20 protein-coding genes are annotated in these 24,498 nt (G+C 50.6%); 17 read left to right on the top strand and 3 right to left on the bottom strand.

The window, feature by feature from the left end; genetic code table 11:
* The 3 genes from IPP75_05095 to IPP75_05105 are packed head-to-tail and all read left to right on the top strand — an operon-like array spanning position 1 to position 1,694.
* Complete coding sequence (locus IPP75_05095) at positions 1-579, top strand: alpha/beta hydrolase (protein QQS69265.1); 579 nt, start codon at positions 1-3, stop codon at positions 577-579.
* Positions 580-1,092 (top strand): NUDIX domain-containing protein, encoded by a 513-nt coding sequence (locus IPP75_05100; protein ID QQS69266.1) that lies wholly within the window; start codon positions 580-582, stop codon positions 1,090-1,092. It begins immediately after the preceding gene.
* Entirely contained in the window at positions 1,089-1,694 is a 606-nt protein-coding gene (locus tag IPP75_05105; GenBank protein ID QQS69267.1) for a RecX family transcriptional regulator, read from the top strand. The genes IPP75_05100 and IPP75_05105 overlap by 4 nt, the downstream gene beginning before the upstream one ends.
* Here IPP75_05105 and IPP75_05110 read toward each other — a convergent pair.
* Both IPP75_05110 and IPP75_05115 read right to left on the bottom strand, forming a co-directional pair.
* On the bottom strand, positions 1,676-3,133 hold the full coding sequence (locus tag IPP75_05110) for a hypothetical protein (protein QQS69268.1): 1,458 nt from the start codon (positions 3,131-3,133) through the stop codon (positions 1,676-1,678). The genes IPP75_05105 and IPP75_05110 overlap by 19 nt on opposite strands.
* Before the next feature lie 58 nt (positions 3,134-3,191).
* Positions 3,192-3,707, bottom strand: a complete 516-nt coding sequence (locus tag IPP75_05115; GenBank protein ID QQS69269.1) for a PRC-barrel domain-containing protein — start codon at positions 3,705-3,707, stop codon at positions 3,192-3,194.
* A 239-nt stretch (positions 3,708-3,946) separates the two neighbouring features.
* Between IPP75_05115 and IPP75_05120 the strand changes: the two genes are divergently transcribed.
* From IPP75_05120 to IPP75_05185, 14 genes are all read left to right on the top strand, one after another.
* Complete coding sequence (locus IPP75_05120; GenBank protein ID QQS69270.1) at positions 3,947-5,338, top strand: lamin tail domain-containing protein; 1,392 nt, start codon at positions 3,947-3,949, stop codon at positions 5,336-5,338.
* A complete protein-coding gene (tsaE, locus tag IPP75_05125) occupies positions 5,310-5,747 on the top strand; it encodes a tRNA (adenosine(37)-N6)-threonylcarbamoyltransferase complex ATPase subunit type 1 TsaE (protein QQS70164.1) in 438 nt (145 codons plus the stop codon). The genes IPP75_05120 and tsaE overlap by 29 nt, the downstream gene beginning before the upstream one ends.
* A 197-nt stretch (positions 5,748-5,944) precedes the next feature.
* Positions 5,945-7,066 (top strand): hypothetical protein, encoded by a 1,122-nt coding sequence (locus IPP75_05130; protein ID QQS69271.1) that lies wholly within the window; start codon positions 5,945-5,947, stop codon positions 7,064-7,066.
* A 12-nt stretch (positions 7,067-7,078) separates the two neighbouring features.
* A complete protein-coding gene (gene tsaB, locus IPP75_05135) occupies positions 7,079-7,471 on the top strand; it encodes a tRNA (adenosine(37)-N6)-threonylcarbamoyltransferase complex dimerization subunit type 1 TsaB (GenBank protein ID QQS69272.1) in 393 nt (130 codons plus the stop codon).
* Between the two features lie 106 nt (positions 7,472-7,577).
* Positions 7,578-9,299 (top strand): hypothetical protein, encoded by a 1,722-nt coding sequence (locus tag IPP75_05140; protein QQS69273.1) that lies wholly within the window; start codon positions 7,578-7,580, stop codon positions 9,297-9,299.
* A gap of 27 nt (positions 9,300-9,326) precedes the next feature.
* The gene (locus tag IPP75_05145; GenBank protein QQS69274.1) at positions 9,327-10,319 is read left to right on the top strand and encodes a class F sortase; all 993 of its coding nucleotides are present in this window, start codon (positions 9,327-9,329) and stop codon (positions 10,317-10,319) included.
* A gap of 170 nt (positions 10,320-10,489) precedes the next feature.
* Positions 10,490-12,004, top strand: a complete 1,515-nt coding sequence (rny, locus tag IPP75_05150) for a ribonuclease Y (GenBank protein QQS69275.1) — start codon at positions 10,490-10,492, stop codon at positions 12,002-12,004.
* An 18-nt stretch (positions 12,005-12,022) separates the two neighbouring features.
* Positions 12,023-12,352, top strand: a complete 330-nt coding sequence (locus tag IPP75_05155) for a hypothetical protein (protein QQS69276.1) — start codon at positions 12,023-12,025, stop codon at positions 12,350-12,352.
* Positions 12,353-12,355: 3 nt separating this feature from the next.
* Complete coding sequence (locus IPP75_05160; GenBank protein QQS69277.1) at positions 12,356-13,102, top strand: hypothetical protein; 747 nt, start codon at positions 12,356-12,358, stop codon at positions 13,100-13,102.
* Positions 13,103-13,223: 121 nt separating this feature from the next.
* A complete protein-coding gene (locus IPP75_05165; protein QQS69278.1) occupies positions 13,224-19,274 on the top strand; it encodes a hypothetical protein in 6,051 nt (2,016 codons plus the stop codon).
* Positions 19,275-19,341: 67 nt separating this feature from the next.
* Entirely contained in the window at positions 19,342-19,863 is a 522-nt protein-coding gene (locus tag IPP75_05170) for a hypothetical protein (protein QQS69279.1), read from the top strand.
* 605 nt (positions 19,864-20,468) lie between these two features.
* Complete coding sequence (locus IPP75_05175) at positions 20,469-21,434, top strand: IS1 family transposase (protein QQS69280.1); 966 nt, start codon at positions 20,469-20,471, stop codon at positions 21,432-21,434.
* 126 nt (positions 21,435-21,560) lie between these two features.
* Entirely contained in the window at positions 21,561-22,358 is a 798-nt protein-coding gene (locus tag IPP75_05180) for a YmdB family metallophosphoesterase (GenBank protein QQS69281.1), read from the top strand.
* Positions 22,358-22,975 carry a hypothetical protein gene (locus tag IPP75_05185; GenBank protein QQS69282.1) on the top strand — a complete coding sequence of 206 codons (618 nt, stop codon included), beginning with the start codon at positions 22,358-22,360 and terminating at the stop codon, positions 22,973-22,975. The genes IPP75_05180 and IPP75_05185 overlap by 1 nt, the downstream gene beginning before the upstream one ends.
* Positions 22,976-23,036: 61 nt before the next feature.
* Here IPP75_05185 and IPP75_05190 read toward each other — a convergent pair whose 3' ends face one another.
* Positions 23,037-24,233: an ISAzo13 family transposase gene (locus tag IPP75_05190; GenBank protein QQS69283.1), complete on the bottom strand. Its 1,197-nt coding sequence runs from the start codon at positions 24,231-24,233 to the stop codon at positions 23,037-23,039.
* Positions 24,234-24,498 lie beyond the last annotated feature (265 nt).

Below are 24,498 nucleotides of genomic sequence, written 5' to 3' on the forward strand. Positions count from 1 at the left end.
GTGAAAAGGGCGGTCATACTACATGGGACAGATGGGACACCTACTGGATTGCCGTGGCAAGGGTGGTTGCAGCGTCGGCTGGAACAGGCAGGCTACGAAGTATTTTTCCCGCAGTTGCCCGAGTGCCATACGCCAGATCTCTCTGCGTACGATACGTTTCTGCGGCAATCCGGTTGGGATTTTTCAGACAACATCGTCATTGGTCATTCTTCCGGCGCCACAACCCTCCTGCATTTGCTTGCTTCTGATTGGTTTCCCAAAATAAAAGCAGCAGTACTCGTCGGCACTTTTTTGAATGAACGCCTGTTGAAAGAGGTTAAATGGTATGAACCCGGCCAGTTTGATGCTCTTTTCATTGAAACAATTACCCCAGAAAAAATAAAGCAAGGTGCCAAGGCATTCTATTTTGTCCACGGTGACGATGATCCATACTGTGACTACGCTGAAGCAAAACAGCTTTGCAGAGATGTCGACGGAACTTTCATTACCATCCCGGGAGGCGGACATATCAGCACATCGCCGAAATTCGAAAAACTAACACAGCTGACAGAAGTTTTAAGGCGAGATGGACTCCTGTAAATGAGAGACGAACATATAGATATCGTTGATGACCAGGACTCGGTAATCGGCACGACCACAAAGGATGAGGCTCAAGAAAAGGGACTGCGACACAGGGTTGTGCGCATTACCCTTGAAGACTCGGCTGGAAACATCCTGCTCCAGAAACGTCACGACGACAAAGAACTATACCCAGGGTGTTGGGACACCGCAGCGGCAGGGCATGTCGACGCGGGCGAGGGATATCTTGCAGCGGCAGAGCGCGAACTCTATGAAGAGCTTGGGGTTGTTACCCAGCTCGAGCAAATCAACTACTATAAATCGAATGGTTCATACGACTGGCGAAAACTGAATCGCTTTACAGTGCTTTACCGGGGCGCTATTCCGGCTGAAACGACACTAACCCTCCAGGAAGACGAAGTGGCCGACGTGCGTTGGATTAGCCGGACAGAGATTGGGTCGTTCATCCAGAATAACCCCGCTCAGATTGCTGACGGGTTGCTTGAAACAAACGAATTTTTGTACAAAACATGAAAATTACGGCCATCAAAACGCAGGTCAAGCGAGAAGGAAGATACTCCATTTTTGTTGATGGCAAATATGCATTTAGTTTGAGTGCCGAAGGTTTGCTGGATAGTGGCTTTGTGGTAGGGCAGGAACTATCCCAGGTGGAGCTAACAGGGGCAAAACAGCAATCCCAGACGGACAAGGCCTATGCTCTCACTCTTGCATATGTGGCGCGTCGCATGCGCAGTGAGGGTGAACTGCACGACTATTTTCGGCGCAAAGGCTATAGCGACGACTTTGGAAGGACTGTCCTCCCAAAGCTAAGGCGACAAGGGCTGGTGGATGATGCGGAGTTTGCGCGGTGCTGGGTCGAGAACAGGCGACTCCTTAAAGCAACAAGCACCAGAAAGCTGCGAATGGAACTCCGGCAAAAGAAAATTACCGATGACATAATCACCACAGTTCTTACGGAGGACGAAACTGATGAGCGAGATATCCTCCGCGCTCTCATCGAAAAAAAGCGCACCCAAACCCGCTACCAAGATTCCCAAAAACTCATACGCTACCTAGCCAGCCAAGGCTTCAACTATCAAGATATTAAGATTGTTCTTTATGAAGAAGGGCTTTGAGCTATTTGCTCTTCCTCACGCAACCTATTCTGCAAATCTGTAAGAATGGCGCAAATATCTCCATCGGAAGTTCTATCCGGGTGCGTTGCTACTCGCAGCTTTGTGAGCATGCTACGGCGAGATAATTTATCACCAGGCTTATATTTTGCGATGAAACCTGGCCGTTGTTTGATGAGTTGCTCACATACTCCGTTAATCCGATCGCGAAGATCTGTCGTAGCATCATGCGGCAACCTTGCGTCAAAAACCAGCAGCATGTCGTCGTAAACAGATCGCTCCCGATCGTTATTGAAGGTTTTAGGTGCTACATCATTGAATTCACTACCACGAGAGTACAATCTATCCGCTTCCTGGCTTGAACTACCTGGCATATGTGTTGACTGATAGCCCGCGGCTGCTTGCTTTCGAGTGGTACGTCTCGTCGCAGCGGCTTTTGGCCAATAATCTTCCTTATTTGTAGAAATCTTATCGACAGCGGCATCTAGAAAAGCAGACACCGGACTGTCGTCGCTGTATAATATTGCATTTAGCGAAGTTCTAGTTGCTCTTTCAGCCCATTCGCTGGGGGTCAGCGCGATGAGGTATTCGCCGCCAAAGGCATCATAATGCTCTCGCTGGAAGCTATCTATCTGGCTTGTATCGTCCGATTCAAAACCTCTGTCGAGTACCATCGGCCGGTATCCGTAAACACTTCTCATATGTACGCCCCGAACACTCTTGAAATAGTCGTCCAGTACGTGTTGTGGTGTTGGCAAGGCTTCGTTACCCAAACGACTCCGAAGGTACCCAGCCTGTTTTTTCGCTTGATCGGTGTAATCTGCTCGTTTGAAGATTTGCCATCTCGGAGGTTGGGGAGGTGCAGTATCGTGTAACGCAAACTTTGCAAGCTTTTGCTGTAGCTTTTCTTGCATGCGCGCGGAAATATCCTCAGGGAGTAAGGGGTCTCCCAAAAATGAGTCCACAAGCCAAAGATATCTACTGCGCATTGTATTGAGCTCGCTTGAAATGGCAGTACCACTGTTCTGAAGCTGCTGAACGGCTCTTTCAAATACCTGCACGGCTTCAGCCAATGCCTCTGGTATTTCTCCGCCTTCGGCGGGTAAGTATATACCACAAGCAGCGAACTCATCTCTGACAACTCGCTTAGCATCATTCTTTATTTTGTCCAAACTTCTTTCTGCGTCTACGTGAAGCGCCTGACATTCTTGGCGCCAGTCTTCACCGCACAGGATAAATGGCGACTGTGCAACCTCGGTAACAGAAGACGCTTGTGTTGTGTCGGGAGTAAGGATATCTTCGATTGACGTTTCGTATTGTCTGACAGTATCCTCGATGACGGTAAAGCCAGGCAGAGAAAACTTATCCCGCAAACTTTCCAAGGTAATTTGTCCTGCGGGTTGTGGCTCTGAGCCCTGGGGCGCGGAGGGCAAACGAATCATATATAAATCATAACACAAAATATCTATATTAGCAACTATGTTTAGAAGATATCAAAAACTAGGCGGCGGCGCCGGCAGGAACGGTCGCAGAATCGAGGAGGTCATTTACAATGATTTTTTTGTCGGTAATCTCATTTATTTGCGAACGGTCTACGGCAAGGTTACCCTTCGTTAGGCCCTTCAATAGCCCTTGCGAAACGTAGAGCTTCTGTACGTACATAGTTTCTACTTCGACAGAGTAATCAGACACTTTTCCGAGCCGCTGCTTACTGAGAGTTACAACCTGTTTGCCAATGAGCTCAAAGCCTATGTCCATCACCTTCTTCAGCCGTACAAGTTCATGCGCCTCAACCAACACATCATGGTCATTGACGACGAGACCTTGCGGGATGATGTCACGGATATCTTGGTAGAGTAGCACCAGCTGCTTCTTGCTGAAGCGGTCAGTACAGTAAAAACCTTCTATTTTTAGGTTGTTCGGGTTAAATATTGCCGCAGTTGTTGTCCCGACAGCCTGGCCCGTTCTGAGGCTCATGACTGACCTGCCAGTAAGACTTTCACTCAGCTTCAACATAGTAAGCATTATACCGTGTCTGCAATAGCCTGCATACTGAGGGAAGTGTGAATATATCATCTACGTGACAACGCTAGATTCCACACTTTTTGCTCGCCCGAATAAAAAGTGTGGAATATTTACTATAATCATCCCGTTGCAGATTGGTTCAAGACGAAACATGTTGTAAATAACAAACATATTTTATTGTGCCTGTGCTTGCAATAGGTTTTTTGAGGGGCATAGACTGGGAACTAACTATGAAATACCTGAGTACAATCCTCAGGGTGGGAATAATAATAACGTTAAGCTTCGTACCGTTAAAAGTTCAAGCAGAAACGGTAGTGGTGCCGCCACTCGTTATTCGCGAGATAAAAATTACCGGAGAAGAACTGGTTGTACTGCAAGCTACGGCCGATATTACCGACCTTAGTGAGTACTGGGTTGGTTATACGGGCAGCGACACAGCAAACCCAGGAGCTATTGTGCCATCACAACAACTTCCCGCTCGGTCACTAGCGGCTGGTCAGGCACTACTCATGACGAGCGACGGTGGTGCTACCTGCGACGCGGTGCTAGTTACAAAACTCTCAGTCTCGCTGGCAGATACAAAGGGGACATTTGTGGTACGTCGGCTCCAAAGTAGCGGTCTTTCGAGTACATTCACTACAGTAGACAGCGTAAACTGGGCAAAACCTGGCGTCACGGGAACGACAACTGCAGCTCTTGACCTACGGAAAGAAACTGCAAGCATGACATACGCCCTTTGGTACCACGACCCTAGTCTTGCAAACCCTTGGCGCGTTGGGAATCTGGCGGGCTGCACGCTGATGCTTGCGCCGCTCGGTAGTACCGTACCGGCTGAAACAGTCGAATGGGTGCAGGCAGCCGTAGAGCCTCCGGCAATCATCGAAAACATAAATGAAGTTGAGACCACCCCTGATGAAACTGCTATCCCAGGTGATAATGCCGGGCTTGCGCCACCGCTCATTACCGAGCTGCTGCCGAACCCAGCTGGCACGGGCACGGACAGTACGGACGAATATATTGAACTCTATAATTCGAATGATGCCCCGTTCTATCTTTCTGGCTTTACGCTTCAAACAGGTCTTGCGACGAAGCATTCCTACCTATTTCCTTCCGGCGTGACAATGGCGCCGAAGAGTTTCCGGGCTTTTTATGCCAGCCAAACAGGCTTGAGCATGAGTAACACAAGTGGACAGGCAGCTGTACTGGATGGCTCTGGCGCGGTTGTTGCGCAGTCAGACCCGTACGATTCAGCTCCAGACGGTCAAGCATGGGCACTGGCGAACGGGGCGTGGTACTGGACAACAAAGCCAACGGAGGCCGCTACCAACATTATTGCCCAGCCAATTTCCCTACCAGCCTCGGCTATCAAGAAGGTGGTGAAAACAAGTGCAGCCGCTAAGGTAAAGCCTGCCACTACTACGTCAAAGAAACCAAGCAAGGCAACTACCGCAAAGGCAAAAGACACCGCAACAACACCTGCGAAACAGGTTAGTGCGCTGCCAAAACCCACAGCAGTACACCCAGGCGTACTTGCCCTGGTAGCCGCATGCGCGGTAGGATATGGAGCATATGTCTACCGAAAAGACTTGGCAAATGCATTCGCGAAGCTCCGAAGACACTGAAGCGCTTGGTGAACGCATTGGTGCGCGGCTGAAGGGTGGCGAGGTGATTGAGCTCGTGAGCGACCTTGGTGGCGGCAAAACGACATTCACACGTGGGCTAGTACGTGGAGCTGGCAGCCCCGACAGGGTAGCAAGCCCCACATTTACTGTTGTTCGCCAATATGATGCCCCCAAACTTAATATCTTTCACTTCGACTTTTATAGGCTTGATGACCCCGGCATCATAGTAGATGAGCTTCGGGAGTATCTGAGTGATCCCTTGACTGTCGTGATCGTGGAATGGAGTGATGTTGTACGTGAGGTACTGCCCAAAAATCGCACCACCATCACGATAAGCGCGGCTGGAGAAGCAGAACGGATCATCGATTGCGCATTTTCGACAAAGTTCTCGTATTTGTTTCCACGCTGAGAGCTGACCCACACTCACTTTTTGAATGTCATCTTGAGCGAAGCCGAAAGATCCCGTCTGATGTACGCCTAACGAGATCCCTCCACTCCGGTCGGGATGACACAGGAGTAAAAAGTGAGTGTGGGTCAGCGCTGAGAGCGTGAATTTTAGCGAAGTGATACAATAGGAGCATAAAAGGAATCATAAGAGGAGGGAAAATGGACCCAAATACTAACGGATCAAGTCAACCGCCTGTGCAGGTAACCCCACAAGCATCTGTGGCGATAGTGCCCCCCGAACCAAGTCCGGTAAGTCCGAGTGCCCCAATCGCTCCAATCCAGCCCGCTCATAATAGCAACACGGGGCTGATTATAGGCCTGATTGCGGGGGTTGTTGTACTGCTAATTGCGGCAATCATGTTTTTTGTAGTGATATCTCCAAAAATGCAGTCACGGGCACTTGCGCAGGCCTTTATGAACAACGTGACCGAGGGCAACATAGACAAGGCGGTTGAGCAAACGGGCGACAATAGTACGAAGGCATTTCTTACCAGTGCTGGTGCGAAGCTAAAAGGTGAAAAATCCAAGCTGAACAAACAGCAGTTTAATAGTTCGGGCGAGAGTTATTATCTGTTTGATCTGTCTGGCGGAGACACAAAATACGCGCGAGTCACCACTGGCAAAGAAGATGGGAAACGGGTTGTTTCAAGCTTTGTATTTAGCGCGAAAGAGCTATCTTTGGTGCCCGGGAATAGTTCGACAAAAACTACCGAAAGTGGCGACACAGATATAACAGCCACAGAACCAAGCTCAAAATCCACGTGTTTAGCCAAATCAGACTTTGATACCATTGTGAACGCCAATAATGGTGGCAATGGTTCTGGATCAATAGACTATTCGTCCCAGCAAGATCTGATAAGCTCATACTACAACCGTCCCGCCTACTTCTTACCGGATAGCCTGAATTTTGATACACAGAATGATTACGCAGGCTACAATGCTGATGTCATGGTAAAGTCGTTTGCTGATTTCTATAAAACAAACAGTGACAAAGAATTTACTATCAAACTTGAAGGTGTTGTCGCTACAACTGCACCGGCAGACCTGGCATTTGGAACCCAACGCTCAGAAAAGATTAAGTCTAGGCTTGTTAGTAATGGTGTTCCAGCCGACAGAATTGAAGTCATGAAATCAACAAACATTTCGACCTACGCGGGTGGCGCATGGGCAGGCTCGGAGAACGATACCATAGCGAAGCGCCTGGCTCGGAGCGTGACCTTGTACATTGTGCCCGACACGACGTGCAGCAGTGCCCCGGCATCTAGTGGTACTGGGCGCTAATATACGCTCAGTATGTTGATATTCACACTCAGAACAGATAACCCCGAGGCAGAGATTGGACTGTACGATGACGCAACCCAACTGGCTTATGAAACCTGGACGGCACACCGGCAATTGGCAGAGACAATTCACGCTAGGGTGAAGACCATGCTAGACGGCCAGGATAAAGATTGGCATGACATTAAGAGCATAGTGGTGTTTCAGGGGCCGGGTAGTTTTACGGGACTTCGAATAGGCCTTACGGTTGCGAACGCACTGGCGCAAGGGCTCAATGTTCCGATTGTAGCCACTCAAAATCCCAGGTGGATTGAAACAGGGGTGGAAAGGCTAATCCGCGGTGAAAATGACCGTGTAGCTGTGCCCCACTACGGCGCACCCGTACACATAACCCCCCAAAAGAAATAAGAGGCCGGTTTTCCACAGAAAATGTGCCAAAGTGCTTGTGTTTCGGTTAGGCATGGAGTATATACATATTCAGGAATACCAAATAAAAACTACAAAAGGAACTACAATGAATCGTCTTAAACGAGTTATTTCGGGCACAAGTGCGGCAGTGCTCTCACTGTCATCGCTGCTCACCCTCGGTTTCACCGGCGTCGCCCACGCCGCAGTACAAACCTGTACATGGACTGGCACAGCCGGCGACAACAAATTCAGTACGGCCACAAATTGGTCGGGCTGCGGCGGAGGCGCCCCGCTGGCGGGGGATATCATTCGCTTTGATCAAATGCAAGCTTCAAACGTTGCGTTAACCAATGACTTGAATGTTGACTTGGGTGGACTTGTATCTGTCGTGGTTCCTCGGGGTAGTAACTTCTCTGGCTACACCGTTGACAAACTAGCTTTTGTTGCTGGGGCGGCAATTACGATGGAGAAAGCATCGACCTGCAGCGTAAGCATTCCATCAGTCAGCCCGACATCTGTTACCGGAGCAGGTGACCTGAGTATGTATGGCGAGGCACTTGGCTGGGCACCGTACAAGCTAGTTACTCCAGGGAAATTGACCATAAGCAGTATGTACGGAAATGCCATTTCATCTTTCGCTAGCGGAAGCTCGGCTGGGAGCGTGACAGTGGCAAGTCCACTTGGTTGGGAAGGTATAACTACCGCGACCGGATGCCAGTCAGGTGGGATTGGCTCTAGCGGTGTGGGTGTCGTAAATAACGACTTGAACAACATGACATATGGCTCTGTAACCGTGGAAAACGGAGCTACAATGAGCCTTACTGACTACTCAAAACCCATGACGTTTGGAGGCGGTAGTGCTACGGATAATCCTAGCGTCAGCTTTAGTCCAGATACGGATCCAGATACATCCGCTGCCCTCGCCTCAAACAGAACGTGGTCGAGTGCAGTGACACTGCTTTCTGATACCGAAGTTTATGTGGGTGGTAAAGTTGCAGTTAGCTTCACCGGAACCATCACCGGTGCTGGGAAGTCACTCACAAAACTTACAAACTCGACTGGTACATTCACAAACAACGCTACAAGTAACACATCAGCTACGCCAAGTGGCTCGCAGACAAACCCAGTTAAAGTCACGGCGCTAGACGGCACTACCACTGATTATGTAACGGTCGTGTCAAATGAAACAGCGACGCTAAACGGGCAGCGTGTTAGCGTGTATGTTCAACCTGGCGGCACACTAAAGGGCACGGGCACATTAACAGAAGGTCTGTCTGTTGCCGAGGGTGGCCGTGTCGCGCCAGGCAATAGTCCAGGTTGTATCTCGGTAGACACACTGAACATACAGGGTGAATACCAGTTTGAACTTGGCGGCGCAGATCCATGTACTGGCTATGATCAGATAAAAGTCACCAACAAGACAGCAACTTACCCAACTGTTGCTCTCGACCAAAATGGGACTTCTACATCAGTGCTTGCAACCACGCGCTTCAATGGTTATACGCCAAAACAAGGCCAAACATTTACCATTATTGACAACCAAGGCACACAAGCCGTACAGGGCGTATTCAAAGATCTACCTGAGGGTGCAACATTTACGCAAAATGGTGTGGTGTTCAAGATATCGTACAAGGGTGGTGATGGCAACGACGTGGTGTTAACTGTACAGAATCAGCCAACAGCTCCAGATACGGGCTTTGCGCTTGTGTCTGCTAACCCACTTCTAACGCTCGGTGCTACCGCTGGTGCGGCACTGCTGCTACTTGGCATGGCTCGCAAAACTCGCCCTGCTCATGCCCGCGCGCACACAACTCGCCGACGCAAATAAACAACAAAGTACTAAGGATATACTCGCATGTCCGACGCGCGCTTGACGCTCGACAACCAGGTTTTTGCAGGAACACTACGGTACAAGCGCCGTAGTGTTTCCTATGTGCCGCGACCAGTGCAGTCGCGGACCATCCAAGATATTGCTACTGTCCGAAGACAGCCTCTTTCGCCAAAAGCGTCGCACAAAACCTCTGTTAAAACGTCCGCCCCGCGGCAATACATGGACGTTAAGCCAAAACATATGAGGCATCATGGCGCCCAACCCGCTGCAACAATCCAGCCCCGTCAAGATGTCTACGCCACAAAGCGAGCAAGAGGAAAGAAGCGTCGTCCGCTAAGGGCGCTCCTGCGAAAACAGACAATAATGTATTTTGCTGCAGCCGTGGTGTTTGGCTTTGGCTTATATGTAAGCTTGGGCGGCTTTATTGCCAACAAACAGGTTGCCGTGCAGGTAAAGACACTTCAGAATAAGGCACAAGTAAAGGGCGACGCAACAGGTAGTACTGATGAAACGGTACCGCCTTCGACTGAAAAACCTTCTGCCGCTACTATTCGGAACTACGCGGTGTCTCCGTTGAGGCCGCGTTATGTTGATATTCCAAAACTGAAAGTCCACGCTCGAGTCTTGCCTATGGGTGTTGACCGGAAAAATGAGCTTCAGGCTCCGTATGGTATTTACGACGCGGGCTGGTACAATGGGTCTTCGCAACCAGGTGAAAATGGGGCTATGCTAATCGATGGGCACTCGGGTATTGGAGCGACGCGCGGTATCTTCCACGACCTAACTAAGCTCAGTGGCGGTGATGATATCTCGGTCAAGCGTGGTGATGGACAAGTATTTACCTACAAAGTAGTTGATGTAAAAGTTGTAGACAAAGAGCAGGTTGATATGGGGAGCATGATTGTCTCGGCCGATACTGCGAAGCCGGGGTTGACGCTGATTACCTGTGCGGGTAGTCAAGTCCCCGGGACATTTTCGCTAAAGCAGCGCGTGCTTGTTCGTGCTGTCATGCAGTAATTGACGTGGTGCAATGAACCGGCGTATTATTTAGGGAGGCATCTCAAGGAGTTTTCGGGAGAAGCCACCTATTGTTAATTTTATGTTGAAATTTGGTGGGTTGATACGTCGTAGCTAGAGAAGTGATAGCGATTGCTGCGTGTAAAGCCCGGCCGAACGAAAGGGAGATCATGGATCCAATTACCATTTTGCTCGCGGTAGCAGGGCTTGGCCTTGGCTATGGCAGCAGCACATACCTCAGTAAAAAGAAATCTGCCGAGGCAGATGACAAGGCGGCCAAGGAGTTGGCAAAGGCGAAAAAAGAAGCCGACAAGCTTGTCGATGAAGCACGTGAAGACGCTCGCAAAGTCGCCGACCAGGCGCGCAAAGAAGAACAAACGCGCCGCAACGAACTGAAAGACCTCGAAAACCGACTGGTCCAGCGTGAGACGACGCTCGACAAAAAACTCGACGAACTCGACAAGCGCAGTGAAAAACTGCGCACTGGTGAGGACGAAGTAGAGTCGCTCAAAAACGAGATTCGTGATATTCGCGTAAAACAGCAGGAAAAGCTTGAGAAGATTGCCAAGCTTAGCAAAGCCGATGCAGCCGAAAAGCTCATGCAGATGACCGAGCGCGATATCCGCAACGACCTGATGGGTCTTGTTGCCAAGCTACAAAACGAAGCCCGTGACAACGCCGAGGAGTCAGCAGGTCTGCTGCTGGTCACCGCCATGGAACGTATGGCGAGTGAGGTAACGGCCGAGCGTACCCTGACGAGCGTGAAGCTAGAAGATGAGGAAATGAAGGGCCGAATTATCGGCAAAGAAGGCCGCAACATCCAGGCGCTACAGAAGGCAACAGGTGTCGACATAATGGTCGATGACACCCCGGGCTACATTGTCCTTAGTTGTTTTGACCCTGTACGCCGCGAGGTCGCTCGTCAGGCGCTCGAACTGCTTCTTAAAGACGGCCGGGTTCACCCAGGGCGCATCGAAGAAGTTGTCGAAAAAGCTCAGAAAAACGTTGAAAAAGACGTTGTCCGCGCCGGTGAAGACGCTGCCCGTGAAGTTGGCGTCATAGGCGTGCCAAAAGAGCTTTTGCATATGCTCGGCGAACTGCGCTTCCGCACCAGTTACGGCCAAAACGTCCTTAAACATTCCACCGAGATGGCGCACATGGCCGGCATGCTCGCCGAAGAACTCGGTGCTAATGCAACTACTACAAAGTACGCGACATTGTTTCACGACGTCGGCAAGGCGCTTACCCACAAAATGGAAGGCAAGCACCACCATATATCTGGCGAAATGCTTCGCAAGTATGGTGCGCCAGAAGAAGTTGCGCTTGCTGCCGAACAACACCATGATGACATGGAGGCGACGAGCCTGGAGGCGGTAATCGTACGTGTATGCGACGCAGTATCTGCCGCCCGACCAGGTGCACGCAACATTTCGGCCGAAAACTTTGCCGAGCGCATGAAGGAGCTAGAGAACATTGCCAATGGCTTTAACGGTATAGAGAAATCCTACGCCATCAGCGCCGGTCGTGAAGTCCGTGTGTTTGTTAAGCCACAGCAAATTGACGACCTCAGTGCCATCCGTCTTGCTCGCGACATTGCTACCAAAATAGAGAGCAGCATGAACTACCCAGGCACCATAAAGGTCAACGTCATCCGTGAAACTCGCGCCATCGAATTTGCGAAGTAGGGTATAATAGTAAGCAGTATGAGCGCGAAATCTGTTGTTCACGACGATTACGTCACAAAGGCCGATCTCGATGTGTTTGGCCAAGATTTGCATGGGAAGATAGTCCATGATATTGCAAGTGTACTCGACGCATTTATGGAGCGAGTTGATGAAAGGTTTGATCGACTCGAAGCTCGCGTTGACAAGCTAGAAGAAAATTTTGAGCGCCTCAATAATACGCTTGATGCGTTCCTAAAACGGCTCGATGATATCGAAACAGACAACCATGCTCGGGACGCTCAAATTGCCCGTATGGAACGTTGGATTGAAAAAATCGCTAAACAAACCGGCGTCCAACTCGAATATTAGGAAATGATTGACATACAACACCCGAATGGATTTCATGCTGTCGTGAATGCCGACGGGGCATTTGTGGAGTCGTGGACTACTGCAGATGGGATGGACTTGCTGTTCGCTCGGCGGGATATGCCCAGTGGTAAAAACCGCGGTGGTATTCCGCTGTGCGCGCCCATATTTGGACCCGGTGAAACGGTTGGGCTTAACCAGCATGGTTTTGCCCGGAATTGCCAGTGGGAAATATCCGACCAAACTGAGTCCCAGGTGAAACTCACCCTTGATAATCCAGCGTCCCAGGTGGACGGCCTATCGCCTGTCTATGCTGGATGCGGCATGGAGCTGGCCATAAAGCTACTAGAAAATGGCCTGCAAGAAACACTCGAAGTTCGCAACATTGGCATAGAGCAATTCACGGCAAACCCGGCGTTTCATCCGTATTTTCCGGTACTTGCTGGCGAAACCGCAGAGCAAGCAAAGGTCGTCATAGATGGACAGGCACACCAGCTTGCTGCAGATGAACTTATCGCCACCCGCAAAATTGATAGCATTAGCTCAGAAGCGCAGCTTGTAACAAGCCGTGGCACATGGACAATCTCTGGCGGGGGTCTGCCGCTCTTTGCCGTCTGGTCAGAATCGTCACGCGATTTCATCTGTGTAGAGCCAACCGAAAGTGGGTATCTTTCCGACAATCCAGCGTCTGAAATACAGCCAAATGAAACAAAAACCTTTAGCGTGACAGTACAGTTTTCTCCCGCGGTGTAGCGCACAAATTAGTGAAGTAAATTCTACTACATACTACCTCTGTTTTTTTGTTGCAAAAAATAGCCATAAGCGTATAATTTTTTACAGCGTTTGCTAACACACACATTCACGTAAAACTCGCATGCAAGCATATACTCCACCAGATACAAAAGCTACACGCGCCGAATATGGCTGGCGGTATATTTTTACCCGCATGGTACCGACTGCCATCATAGTTTTCTTTATACTGTTTACGTTTTTCCCAGACTTTGGTAGCCCGGTCTCAAACCTACGTCGGCTTGGGGAGGGTAGTGGGCGGCTTTCTTCAGAGCAACAAAAACAAAGTGCGCTTACCGTTGCAACCGGCCTTCAGCAGCTACAGGCGAGTGGCCAGCTGGGTTCGTATTTGCAGCTATCGGGTGGTGGCGTAAATGGCCAAACCTTATCTTGGGATGAACAGCTACATCTCCTGACTATTTCGAATGGCAATACTGTTGACCTTGGCAGCCTTGTAGCGGCTGGAGGGCAGACGCTGACGAAATCTGGCAATACACTTGGGCTGGAAGGCAGTACGACCACCGTAGACCTTGCAAGTTACCTCGATAACACCGACGCGCAGACCCTGAGTCTGAACGGCGCAACCCTCACCGTTTCGGGTGGCAACAGCATAAACCTTGCACCCATTAACACCGATAGTCAAAACCTAAGCCTCAGTGGAACCACGCTAAACATATCTGGTGGCGCAGGCGTAGATATCGCTAGCATAAACACCGACGTTCTGGCGGGCTTAAGCTGTAGCGTGGGCCAGGTCGTACAGTGGGACGGTAGTGCATGGGGCTGCGCCTCCCCGGCCGCTAGTTCAGATGCTCAAACTCTCAACCTAGCGGGCAACAACTTAAACATTCTTAATGGCAATAGTGTCTCGCTGGCCGGCTACCTCGACAACACCGACAGTCAGGCACTTTCACTTGGTGGCAACACGCTCTCTCTGGTAAATGGCGGTTCGGTTAACTTGGCCGCGTACCTCGACAACACCGATGTTTTGGCAAGTCTTGCTTGCGGAGTGAACCAAGTTGCAAAATGGAACGGTAGCAACTGGGCCTGTGCGGCAGATAACGACACAACCACCAACGAATCTCAGGTTGACGCATGGGTCGCAAACAACGGCTATCTCACTAGCGAAGTCGACGGCAGCACTAGCAATGAGCTGCAAAGCCTCAGCTGGAATGGCGGCACCCATATCCTTACGATATCCAGTGGCAATACCGCCGACCTTGGAAGCCTGCTCGATAACACCGACGCCCAGGCTATCTCTCGCACAGGCAACACTATTTCGATTACCGGTAGTGCAAGCACGATTGACCTCAGCCCGTACCTGGACAATACCGACGCCCAAGCAATCTCAAGGACCGGTAATACCCTTAGCATTACAGGCAACGCCAGTACTGTCGACTTAGCCAGTTACCTGGATAACACAGACGCCCAGACACTTAGCCTCGCTGGCACAACGCTCACGGTATCTGGCGGTAACAGCATTGACCTTGCCCCCATAAACACCGACGCCCAGACACTTAGCCTCGCTGGCACAAACCTCTCGGTAAGCGGCGGTAACACAATCAATATTGCGAGCATAAATACCGATGTCCTGGCCGGTCTCAGCTGCGCAACCAACCAAATTGCCAAGTGGAACGGTAGTGCCTGGGCGTGTGCCGCGGATGTGGACACCGTGCTCAATGAGGCTCAAGTGGATGCCTACGCAAACAACAACGGCTACCTGACGAGCGAAGTCGACGGCAGTATTACAAACGAAATTCAATCTCTCTCGCTGGTTGCGGATGTCTTGAGTGTGTCTGGCGGAAATTCCGTGAACCTCGCTTCCTACCTCGACAACACCGACGCACAGACTTTAAGCTGGAACAGTGGTGCTGCCATTTTAACTATTGCCGGAGGTAATACGGCAAACCTAAGCAGCCTACTCGACAACACCGACGCACAAGCTATATCCAAAACAGGCAACACCTTGAGCATTACGGGTAATGCCAGTACCGTTGACCTGAGCGGCTACCTAGACAACACCGACACACTGGCAAGCCTGAGCTGTAGTAATGGCCAGGTCGCGCAGTGGAACGGCAGTGCCTGGGTGTGTGCGAATGCCGCGGTCGATACTGACCAGCAAACTCTGTCGCTTGCCAGCAATAATCTAAGTATATCTGGCGGCAATTCGGTTTCGCTCGCCAGCTACCTCGACAACACTGATGCCCAGGCCATCTCGAAAGCGGGTAACGTTCTTTCCATATCTGGTAATGCCAGCACCGTTGATCTTTCGGGCTACCTAGACAACACCGACAGTCAGGCCCTTTCACTTGGTGGCAACACGCTCTCTCTGGTAAATGGCGGTTCGGTTAACTTGGCAGCTTATCTCGACAACACCGATGTGCTTGCTGGCCTCAGCTGTTCCAATAACCAAATACCAAAATGGAACGGCAGCGCTTGGACATGTGCCGCCGACGTAGACACGGTGCTCAACGAAGCTCAAGTGGACGCGTACGCTAACAACAACGGCTACCTCACCAGCGAAGTCGACGGCAGCACGAGTAACGAGCTACAAACGCTTACCTGGAACAGCGGGACGCACATTTTGACTATTAGCAGCGGCAACACGGCTGACCTTGGAAGTCTGCTCGACAACACCGACGCCCAGGCCATCAGCAAGACGGGTAACACTCTGAGTATCACGGGTAACGCGAGCACCGTGGACCTCGCGAGCTACCTCGATAACACAGACTCCCAGACACTTGGCCTCGCTGGTACAACACTTACGGTGTCGGGTGGCAACAGCATTGACCTCGCACCTATCAACACCGACAGTCAAAACCTGAGCCTTACGGGGACTACCCTGAATATTTCAGGCGGAACGGGCGTAGATATTGCCAGTATAAACACGGATGTCTTGGCAGGCCTCAGCTGTAGCACAAACCAAATTGCCAAGTGGAACGGCAGCGCCTGGACCTGCGCGGCAGATGTCGATACGAACACTGATGCTCAAACTCTCTCGCTTGCCAGCAATAATCTCAGCATACTAAACGGCAACAGCGTTTCACTGGCTGGCTACCTCGACAACACCGATAGTCAAACGCTTAGCTACAACACCGGCACGCATGTACTGAGCATTTCTGGCGGTAACACACAAGACCTCAGCAATCTGCTAGACAACACCGACGCCCAGGCCATTTCGCGCACCGGCAACACGGTATCAATCACGGGTAACGCCAGTACCGTAGACCTTACACCGTACCTAGACAACACCGATGTTCTGGCGAGCCTGAGCTGCTCCAACACGCAAATTGCTAAATGGAACGGCAGTGCTTGGGCCTGCGCGGCCGATGTTGACACCGTACTCACGGAAGGTCAGGTTGACACCTATGTCAGTAACAATGGCTACCTCACCAGCGAGGTCGATGGTTCAACATCAAACGAGCTGCAAGACCTGAACCTCAGCAGCAATATCCTCACCATAACCAGTCTTGGTAGCCCGACTAACATCGACCTTGCTGGATACCTTGATAACACCGATGCCCTGGCGGCTCTCAGCTGCGTAGACGGCAAGATTGTGAAGCGTGTTGCCGGGGTATGGGCCTGCGGCGACGACACTGACACTGTGCTGAGCGAAGCCCAGGTCGATACCTATGTGAGTAACAATGGCTACCTCACGAGCGAAGTCGATGGCAGCACGACGAACGAGCTGCAAAACGTATTTCAGGCTGTCGTCACGCCTGATGCGAACAATCCGGCTGCCGATAGCACTACCGATAGCCTGACGTTAGCAAATGGCAGTGGTGTGAACATTACGAGCAACGGCACAACCGATACTATCACCATCGCTGCAACACTTGGTACTTCAATCAGCAACGCGGAAATCGATGACGCAACTTTGACTTTTTCAAAACTCGCTGCCAATTCCTGCAACAACGGAGAAATCGTCAAGTTCAACGGCTCTGCCTGGGTCTGTGGTACCGACAGTGACACCACTCTTTCAGAGGCGGCAGTTGAAGCCTATATCTTTGATGCCGACAATACTGGTACGCTCAGCAGTGGGACACTTGCTCTTGGCAGCTTGAGCTACACCGGCACGCTCGGCGACGCAAATATAGCCGATGCGCTCACCATTAGTTCTGCCGGTTCGGTTGACGACGCCGCATTAAGCAGCAATGTCACAAAACTCGGGCAGACAATTGAGTCCGGCGAAATAACGAACGGTACGATTACTGGTACAGACCTTGCCAGTGCCACAATCCAATTCAGCAACATCGCGCAAAACGGTTGCTCAAGTAACCAAATCATGAAGTGGAACGGTAGCGCTTGGGCTTGTGCGGCAGACGCAACTGGGGGGTCTATAAATTCGTTTGAAACCTTTGCAGCCTCTTCAGGTACAAGTCCGGTCGCAGACAGTGCGACCGATACACTCACCCTTAGCGGAGGCAGCGGCGTCACTATTACCGGAGATGGTACCACCGATACCATTACGGTGGCAGCCACGCTCGGTACTAGCATAGACTCTGCCGAAATAGTCGACGGCACTATTGTGAGTGCCGACATTGCAGACGGCACAATCGCTAACACTGACCTAGCAAATTCGAGCGTCACAGTTAGCGCCGGCACAGGGCTAACAGGCGGTGGCGCGGTATCGCTTGGTGGCACTATCACGCTCAACCTTGCGAACGACTTTGGTGCCAGCATAGACAGCAGTGAAATCACCAACGGTACAATTGTGTTTGCCGATGTCGCGGCCAATGGCTGTCTGAACGGCGAAATCTTCAAATACAATGGCAGCGCGTGGATGTGTGGCAGCGACTTAGGGCTGACCAGCGAAGTCGATGGCAGCACGACTAACGAGCTGCAAAACCTCTTCCTTACTATTGCGACGCCCGATGCTGGCAACCCTGCAGCCGACTCTACTACCGATACATTGACATTTGCCAACGGTAGCGGTGTGAGCATTACCAGTAACGGTACAACCGACACTATTACCGTTGCTGCCACGCTCGGCACCGACATAACGAGCAGCGAGATTGCAGACGGAACAATTGCTGCAATAGATCTGGGCAGTGATAGTGTTACGGGTATAAAAATTCTGGATGGCGCAGTGGCGCTGGCTAAGCTTGCGACCGATAGCGTGAATGGCACGAAGATTGTTGATGGCACGGTCGCCAACGCCGACCTTGCATTTTCGAATGTGACCGTCAGCGCTGGCACGGGTCTGACTGGTGGTGGGGCAATAAATTTGGGCGGTACAGTGACGCTCAATTCCAGCATTGGCACCAGCGTCGAAACAGGCGAAATAACCGATGGCACCATTGCGGCCGCAGACATAAGTCCAGACGTCCTCGACTTTACCGAATTCAAAGACAGTATGGCCCTTGACGCGACAACAACTATTGCGCTTGGTGCCAATGCTTTCAACATCAATCTTGATAGCACGGGTGATTTCGTGGTGCAGGATGCAGGTATTGCTGTCCTGACAGTAAACGATAGCGGCACTCTACTCTTCAAAAACTCCGCCGACAATGCCAATGCGTTTGTTGTTCAAGATGCCGCAAACTTGCCTATGTTCACGGTTGATACTATCTCGAATACAGTTGAGGTTGGGACACTCGTCGATGATGCAGCCGATGTACTGCTTGTACTCGACGGAGTAAGCGGCTCGGATCCAACAGGCATAGCTGGCAGTATATATTACAATATAACAAATAATAAATTCCGGTGCTATCAGGGGACCGCATGGGTTGATTGTGTGCCTGCCGCCTATAACGAATACGCATTTGCGGCAGGTCTAGAGACGTGGACCAATATGCCCGCAGCGGAGACACAGTTCTTGAATACACCTATACGATTACAAGTAGATTTAACTCGTGCCAGTGAGTTTCGGTTCGGCATAAGTCGCATGGCGGGGGCAGTAACGGCAGGAGCCGATTGTCGCGTCCAATATGCTACGACCCAAACAGGCACGTATGCTAACTTAGACGGAGCTACCGGTCCAGAAGTGGATGTAAGCGGTACGGCTGAATTGAAAAGTTCAGCCTGGACAGCCGTAACGGGCGCTGCCAAGTCAGACGTATATCTTCGCATAATGTGCAAACAGGGTAACGGCGTAGATGACCCACAGTTTAGAAATGCCTACATTCAGGTCCGATAACATTGAATTCACCTAGACCATTGCAGTCAATCGCGCTACAATTAACGTAAAGAAAAGTGAGGAGTATATGGCAGATACAATGGTAAAAGATGAAGACGAAAATACGAACGAAGTTAAATCAAACAGGGGTCGTTTTAGTATATCAGGTAAAAATGGTCTTGTAGCGGCTGCGGTAGGCCTTGCGCTTGTAGGGCTGGTAGGTACATTTGTGTTTTACCAGAAGTACCAAGATGTAAAAAGTGATCCGTCAAGCGCGCAGAAAGCGCAAAACAGTGCAGAAACGAAGCGAGTTCTGGACAAGCTCAAGCAAGTATTACGAATAGACGAGACAGAAGCACCGACCGTTGCACGGGTCGAAGACCCAGCCAAACTGCAAAAGGCAAACGCCGAGTTTTACAAAAACGTCCAGAAGGGCGACTACCTCGTCATTTTCCCCAAGCGCGCCATCATTTACCGTGAGTCAAACAACCAGCTCATTAATATCGCGCCCATCATAAACACGAACGGTACCACCACAGAAAACAAGGCGCCAGAAGCCAGCACGAAGACGCCAGCGACGACAACCCCCACCAAGACCACCACCCGCTAGGGTTTCCCCTTCATCGTGAGTCAAGTGAGGGATTGCTCCTCAACGGTGTCATTCCCGCGTACGCGGGAATCCATGCGCTTGTTCGGTTTTGTCATCCTCAACCTTATCTCGGGCCTGATTGAAAGACATACGCCTTTATGCTCCGTCATGCTGAACTAGTTTCAGCATCCATACGTCTCTACTATCGTCTGTGTTTTCACTAATCTTCACAGTCTCACTAAACTTTACTTCACATGGCAGTTCTCGGACTGCCAGCCGACTTCCTCTTTTGCCGGAAAAGAGGAAGCGAGAAACCTCGGCCAGAGCTTCAGCATCTTGGCAGTCAGTTGTTCGTTTCTACAACCAACTCGACAACTCCTCTCAGCTAGTATGCCACCGGCATACTAGCTGCTCGTCAAACAAGTCTCGTTGCCTTTCGGAAGTTGTAGAAGCCGACAACAGTCTGGTCAGGAGCTTCCGCATGGCCAACACTAGTTGTATCGCTGGCGCGACAATTTCGGCTTAAGTCACATTTCGGGTTGCTGCTAATGCTTACTTTCAACTAAAACGGACAGGCTCGCTGTTCATAGTATCCTAAGGTTGCAAAACTAATTAGGAGAAAAACTATGAGAGCGAAACGCTGTCCGTTTTTTCATTGTACCAACGTAAAGAAGAATGGTATACGCCGTGGCTTACAACGCTATGTTTGTGAAGATTGCGGTGCATCATGGCAAAGTAAACCACGACCAGACAGACGTCTAAAAAAACTCTGGCATCAGTATGCATTTGATGGCCGAACAGTCCGTGATCTCGCCCGTTCGCATAAGGTCGGTGAGACACGTATACGATCATGTCTCGCTGCATATGTGCCACCAGCTATTGTCCACAAGCCTCGTGTGGTTGCCGTCGTCATGGATGTCACCTACTTTGATGGCTGGGGTATGTTAGTCGTTATTGACCCTACTGCGAATACAGCCCTGGGCGAGAACACTGTCCTCTACTATGCCGTTCTGGAGGGGACAGAGCGAACCAGGGATTATGAGGTCGCAACAGATACACTTGAGTCCTTAGGCTACTGCATCATCATGGCAACCATTGACGGGCGTAGAGGCGTGAAGACAATGCTAGAAGATCATGCCATACCTGTACAGTACTGTCAGTTTCATCAACTCATGGCTATGACCAGATGCCTCACTCGTCGACCCAGGCTTGCGCAGAACGTTGCACTGAGACACATAGCACTTACCCTCACGAGAACTGACATCACCACGTTTGCAGCTGCCTTGGCGGATTGGTACGAACAGTACGGCTCATGGCTCAAAGAGCGAGATGACATAACAGGAAGATACGCTCATGAACGTACCAGGCGAGCCTACTTCAGCCTCGTCCGCAACCTGGACAATTTGTTTACCTACCAGCACGACTACATGCAAGCGTACCAACGAGATACTGGCAAGAACCCAGCCAATACCACCAACGCATTAGAAGGTAGATTTGGTGTCTGGAAAGACAGGCTAACCGCACACAGAGGAACCTCAAAACAGCGTACAATTACAATCCTCCGTAGTTTCTTCTCTGAGAGAACAGATTAACTGAGCCACCCGAAATGTGACTTAAGCCACAATTTCTATGCGGCCTGCGGCCGCATTCTTATTTCGTATCTCTTAACTCTGACCTCTCTCCTTAACTCAAACTCCCCAAACAGGTATACTGTAAGCATGAAAATCCTCTACGTGGGCGATGTTATGGCCGAAATGGGTATGCGGGCAGTTGAGAAAATGTTGCCGGGTTTGGTACGTAGTGAGGGCATAGACTTTGTGGTGGCGCAGGCAGAAAACGTTACAGAGGGGAAGGGCATGTCGCCAGAAGACATGGCGCGCCTGCAAGCTGCTGGCGTGCAGGCATTTTCGGGCGGGAACCATTCATTTACAGATGAGCGTTTAACTTCATTTCTCGAAGACCCGCAGCAGCCAGTGGTCGGTCCGGCCAATATGGTTGGTTGCCCAGGGCCGGGCTATAAGCTCGTTGATTCGCCCAAAAGTATAGTTCTGGTGGTGAGTATACTTGGTAGCATAGTCGGTAAGCAGGCCGAAGTAGAGACAGAAAATCCGTTGAAGAAAATCGACGAAATCCTCGCGGCTGTTCCCCGCGAATCATACGCCGCCAGCGTTGTGAACCTACACGGTGATTTTAGTAGCGAGAAAATTGTGTTTGGCCACTACCTCGATGGCCGCGTGAGCATGGTGGTTGGTGACCACTGGCATGTGCCGACGGCGGACGCACAGGTGCTCCCGAAGGGCACGGCACACATAACCGACGTTGGTATGTGTGGCTCGCTGGACTCTTCCCTGGGCGTAACATTCGACAGCATAATACCGCGTTGGCGCGACGGCTACCAAACGCGAAATGAACTTGAGACATCCGGCCGTATGCAGTTCTGCGCCCTGCTCGCCGAAATAGACGATTCCACCGGTCGCGCTGTACACGTCCGCCACATTCGCGAGGTGTGGGAATAATGAAGCAAAAGAAAAAGGTGCATAATTCAATCCTGAAAATCCTGGGCGGAACAGGCTATTTTACTGTGTTTATGGAATGGTTTTGGCTGCTTGCGCTGTATTTACCGGGATTTTTTGACTCTGAGCTTGGCAAGACAATCTTTCCAAAGAATGTACCGGTAGAAGAGCTTCGTCCTGTTACGACAGTAGCGGCGCAAGAGCCATCCATACTTTTATTGATTGGAACCATATTATTGGCAGCGGTTATTATAGGTGCAGTTTTCTATGTGGTGTTTGCCAAATACATCCCCGCCGCAGCAAAAGTTACCAATAAAGTAGTGCATGTGGCCGCAGAAAGGGCGGTTCCTGTGGTTGCTCATAAACCAGTTGAAAAAATCCCTGCCCGTAAACGAAAACTGCTCACCGAACGTGTGTTGTTTTGGGTGAAAATGATATTAGCGCTGACGCCGCTCGGCATAGTGTTTATTGCTCGCATAAACCAGAATAACGTCGAGACCCAAATAATTATTCTTGGCTTTGCCTTCCTCTCTGTGGCGGCTCTCATGTGTTTTGTGTGCCAAACCTGGTTGTTGCGCAGATGGCGAATCCCCGAAAAAGGCCGTCTCTCTAAACGTTAAATCTACGTCTTACATTCTAGTTCTCAATGCTATGGCCTCATGACAAAATAATCCCCACATCCTAAGCCGACACCCCAATCGTATAGTTCCACTCACCATGAAAGTCTTCTTGCCGCACGTTTAGTGCGGCGAGCTCTTTGTCAGATATCTTGATGCCTTTTTCATAGATATTCGTATCGGCTACGGCTGTGACTGTCAGCCCTGATGTGGTGGTTGTGCTGGAGATAAGTCGGATTATAGTTTCTAGACTAGTCAATGGCTTCGCTCTCCAATTGATGGATATGTATGAGAAGAGCTTATGCTCTATGGCATTCCACTTGCTCGTAGCTGGAGGGTAATGCCTGATGGTAATCGGTATACCTATCTCATCGACCAACTCCTGTAATTCCTTCTTCCACAACCTGTTCCGTGAACCATTACTCCCGCCACCGTCACAAGTGATCAGGAGACGCTTTGCATTGGGATACAGTTTACGACCATGTTCCTTCCACCACCGTCGGATACTTTCAACAGCAAAGGCTGAGGTATCGGCACTGGTGCCGACATTCACGAACCCGGTGTTTGTGAGTCGATCATAGATGCCGTACGGCACCGCCTTGCCGTCGGCGAGAGATGGAAAGTCGTAGACATTGACGACTTCTGCGCTACCTTTTGGCTGCCATTCCCGGCCATTGTTCTTGAAGTTGCCGAGGAGTTCTTTTTTCTTACAATCAACTGAGATAACAGGGTCGCCGGTTGCTAGAAAGTCTTTGATGGTAGTATTGATCAATTGAAACTGACCGTCCCGGTCAGGGTGTGAAACACCCTCAACGTTCTTCTTATTTGCCTGTAGGGAGAAGCCTTTTGCTTTGAGGATACGGCCAATTGTACGGTAGCTGACTGCATGACCGGCTTTGTTGAGAGTGCTCTCAAGCCTACTGAGTGATTTGGTAGTCCACTGTATTGGGCTCATTGGATCCCCCTTGGGATCGAGTAGTGCTTCAAGATCAGTTTCCAGGGTTGGGTCAGTATCCGTCAGTGTCTTTCTGCCGCCACCAGGTAGACGGATACGGTCAAGGAGTGGTGGGGCTTTACTGTCAGCTATCCCTCTGGAGACCGTCTCACGATCTACGCTGGCAACCCTGGCAACCTGTGAGATACCACCGAGCCCTAGCTTACGAGCTTCTGTCCCGAGATATATACGCCATTGGCGTTCATTGAGAACAGGGCGTAGTAGTTCATATTGGTTTTCTTGGGTGATCGTATTTGTTTCTGTCATACCTAACAGTATGGCAGATTGAGGCTATGTTGTGGTGATTATTTTGTCAGGAGGCCTATAGCATGAAGAACTAGAACAGGTAATGTGAAGCTGTGTACATCCGAAGGTATATCTGTTAAAATCGTGCTGTGACCTTCGGGGAGTGGCTTGAGTCCGGTAGCGTGAGATCCGCCAGTGGCGGACCGCAAGGGAGTCCACTCTTGAAAGCTGTGCTTTCAAAGATGTGGCGACGGGGTCGCCGAAAGTGACCGCGGTTTGGTTCTAC

It is taken from the genome of Candidatus Saccharibacteria bacterium, from assembly GCA_016700375.1.
In the GTDB taxonomy this organism is placed as follows: domain Bacteria; phylum Patescibacteriota; class Saccharimonadia; order Saccharimonadales; family UBA4665; genus JAGXIT01.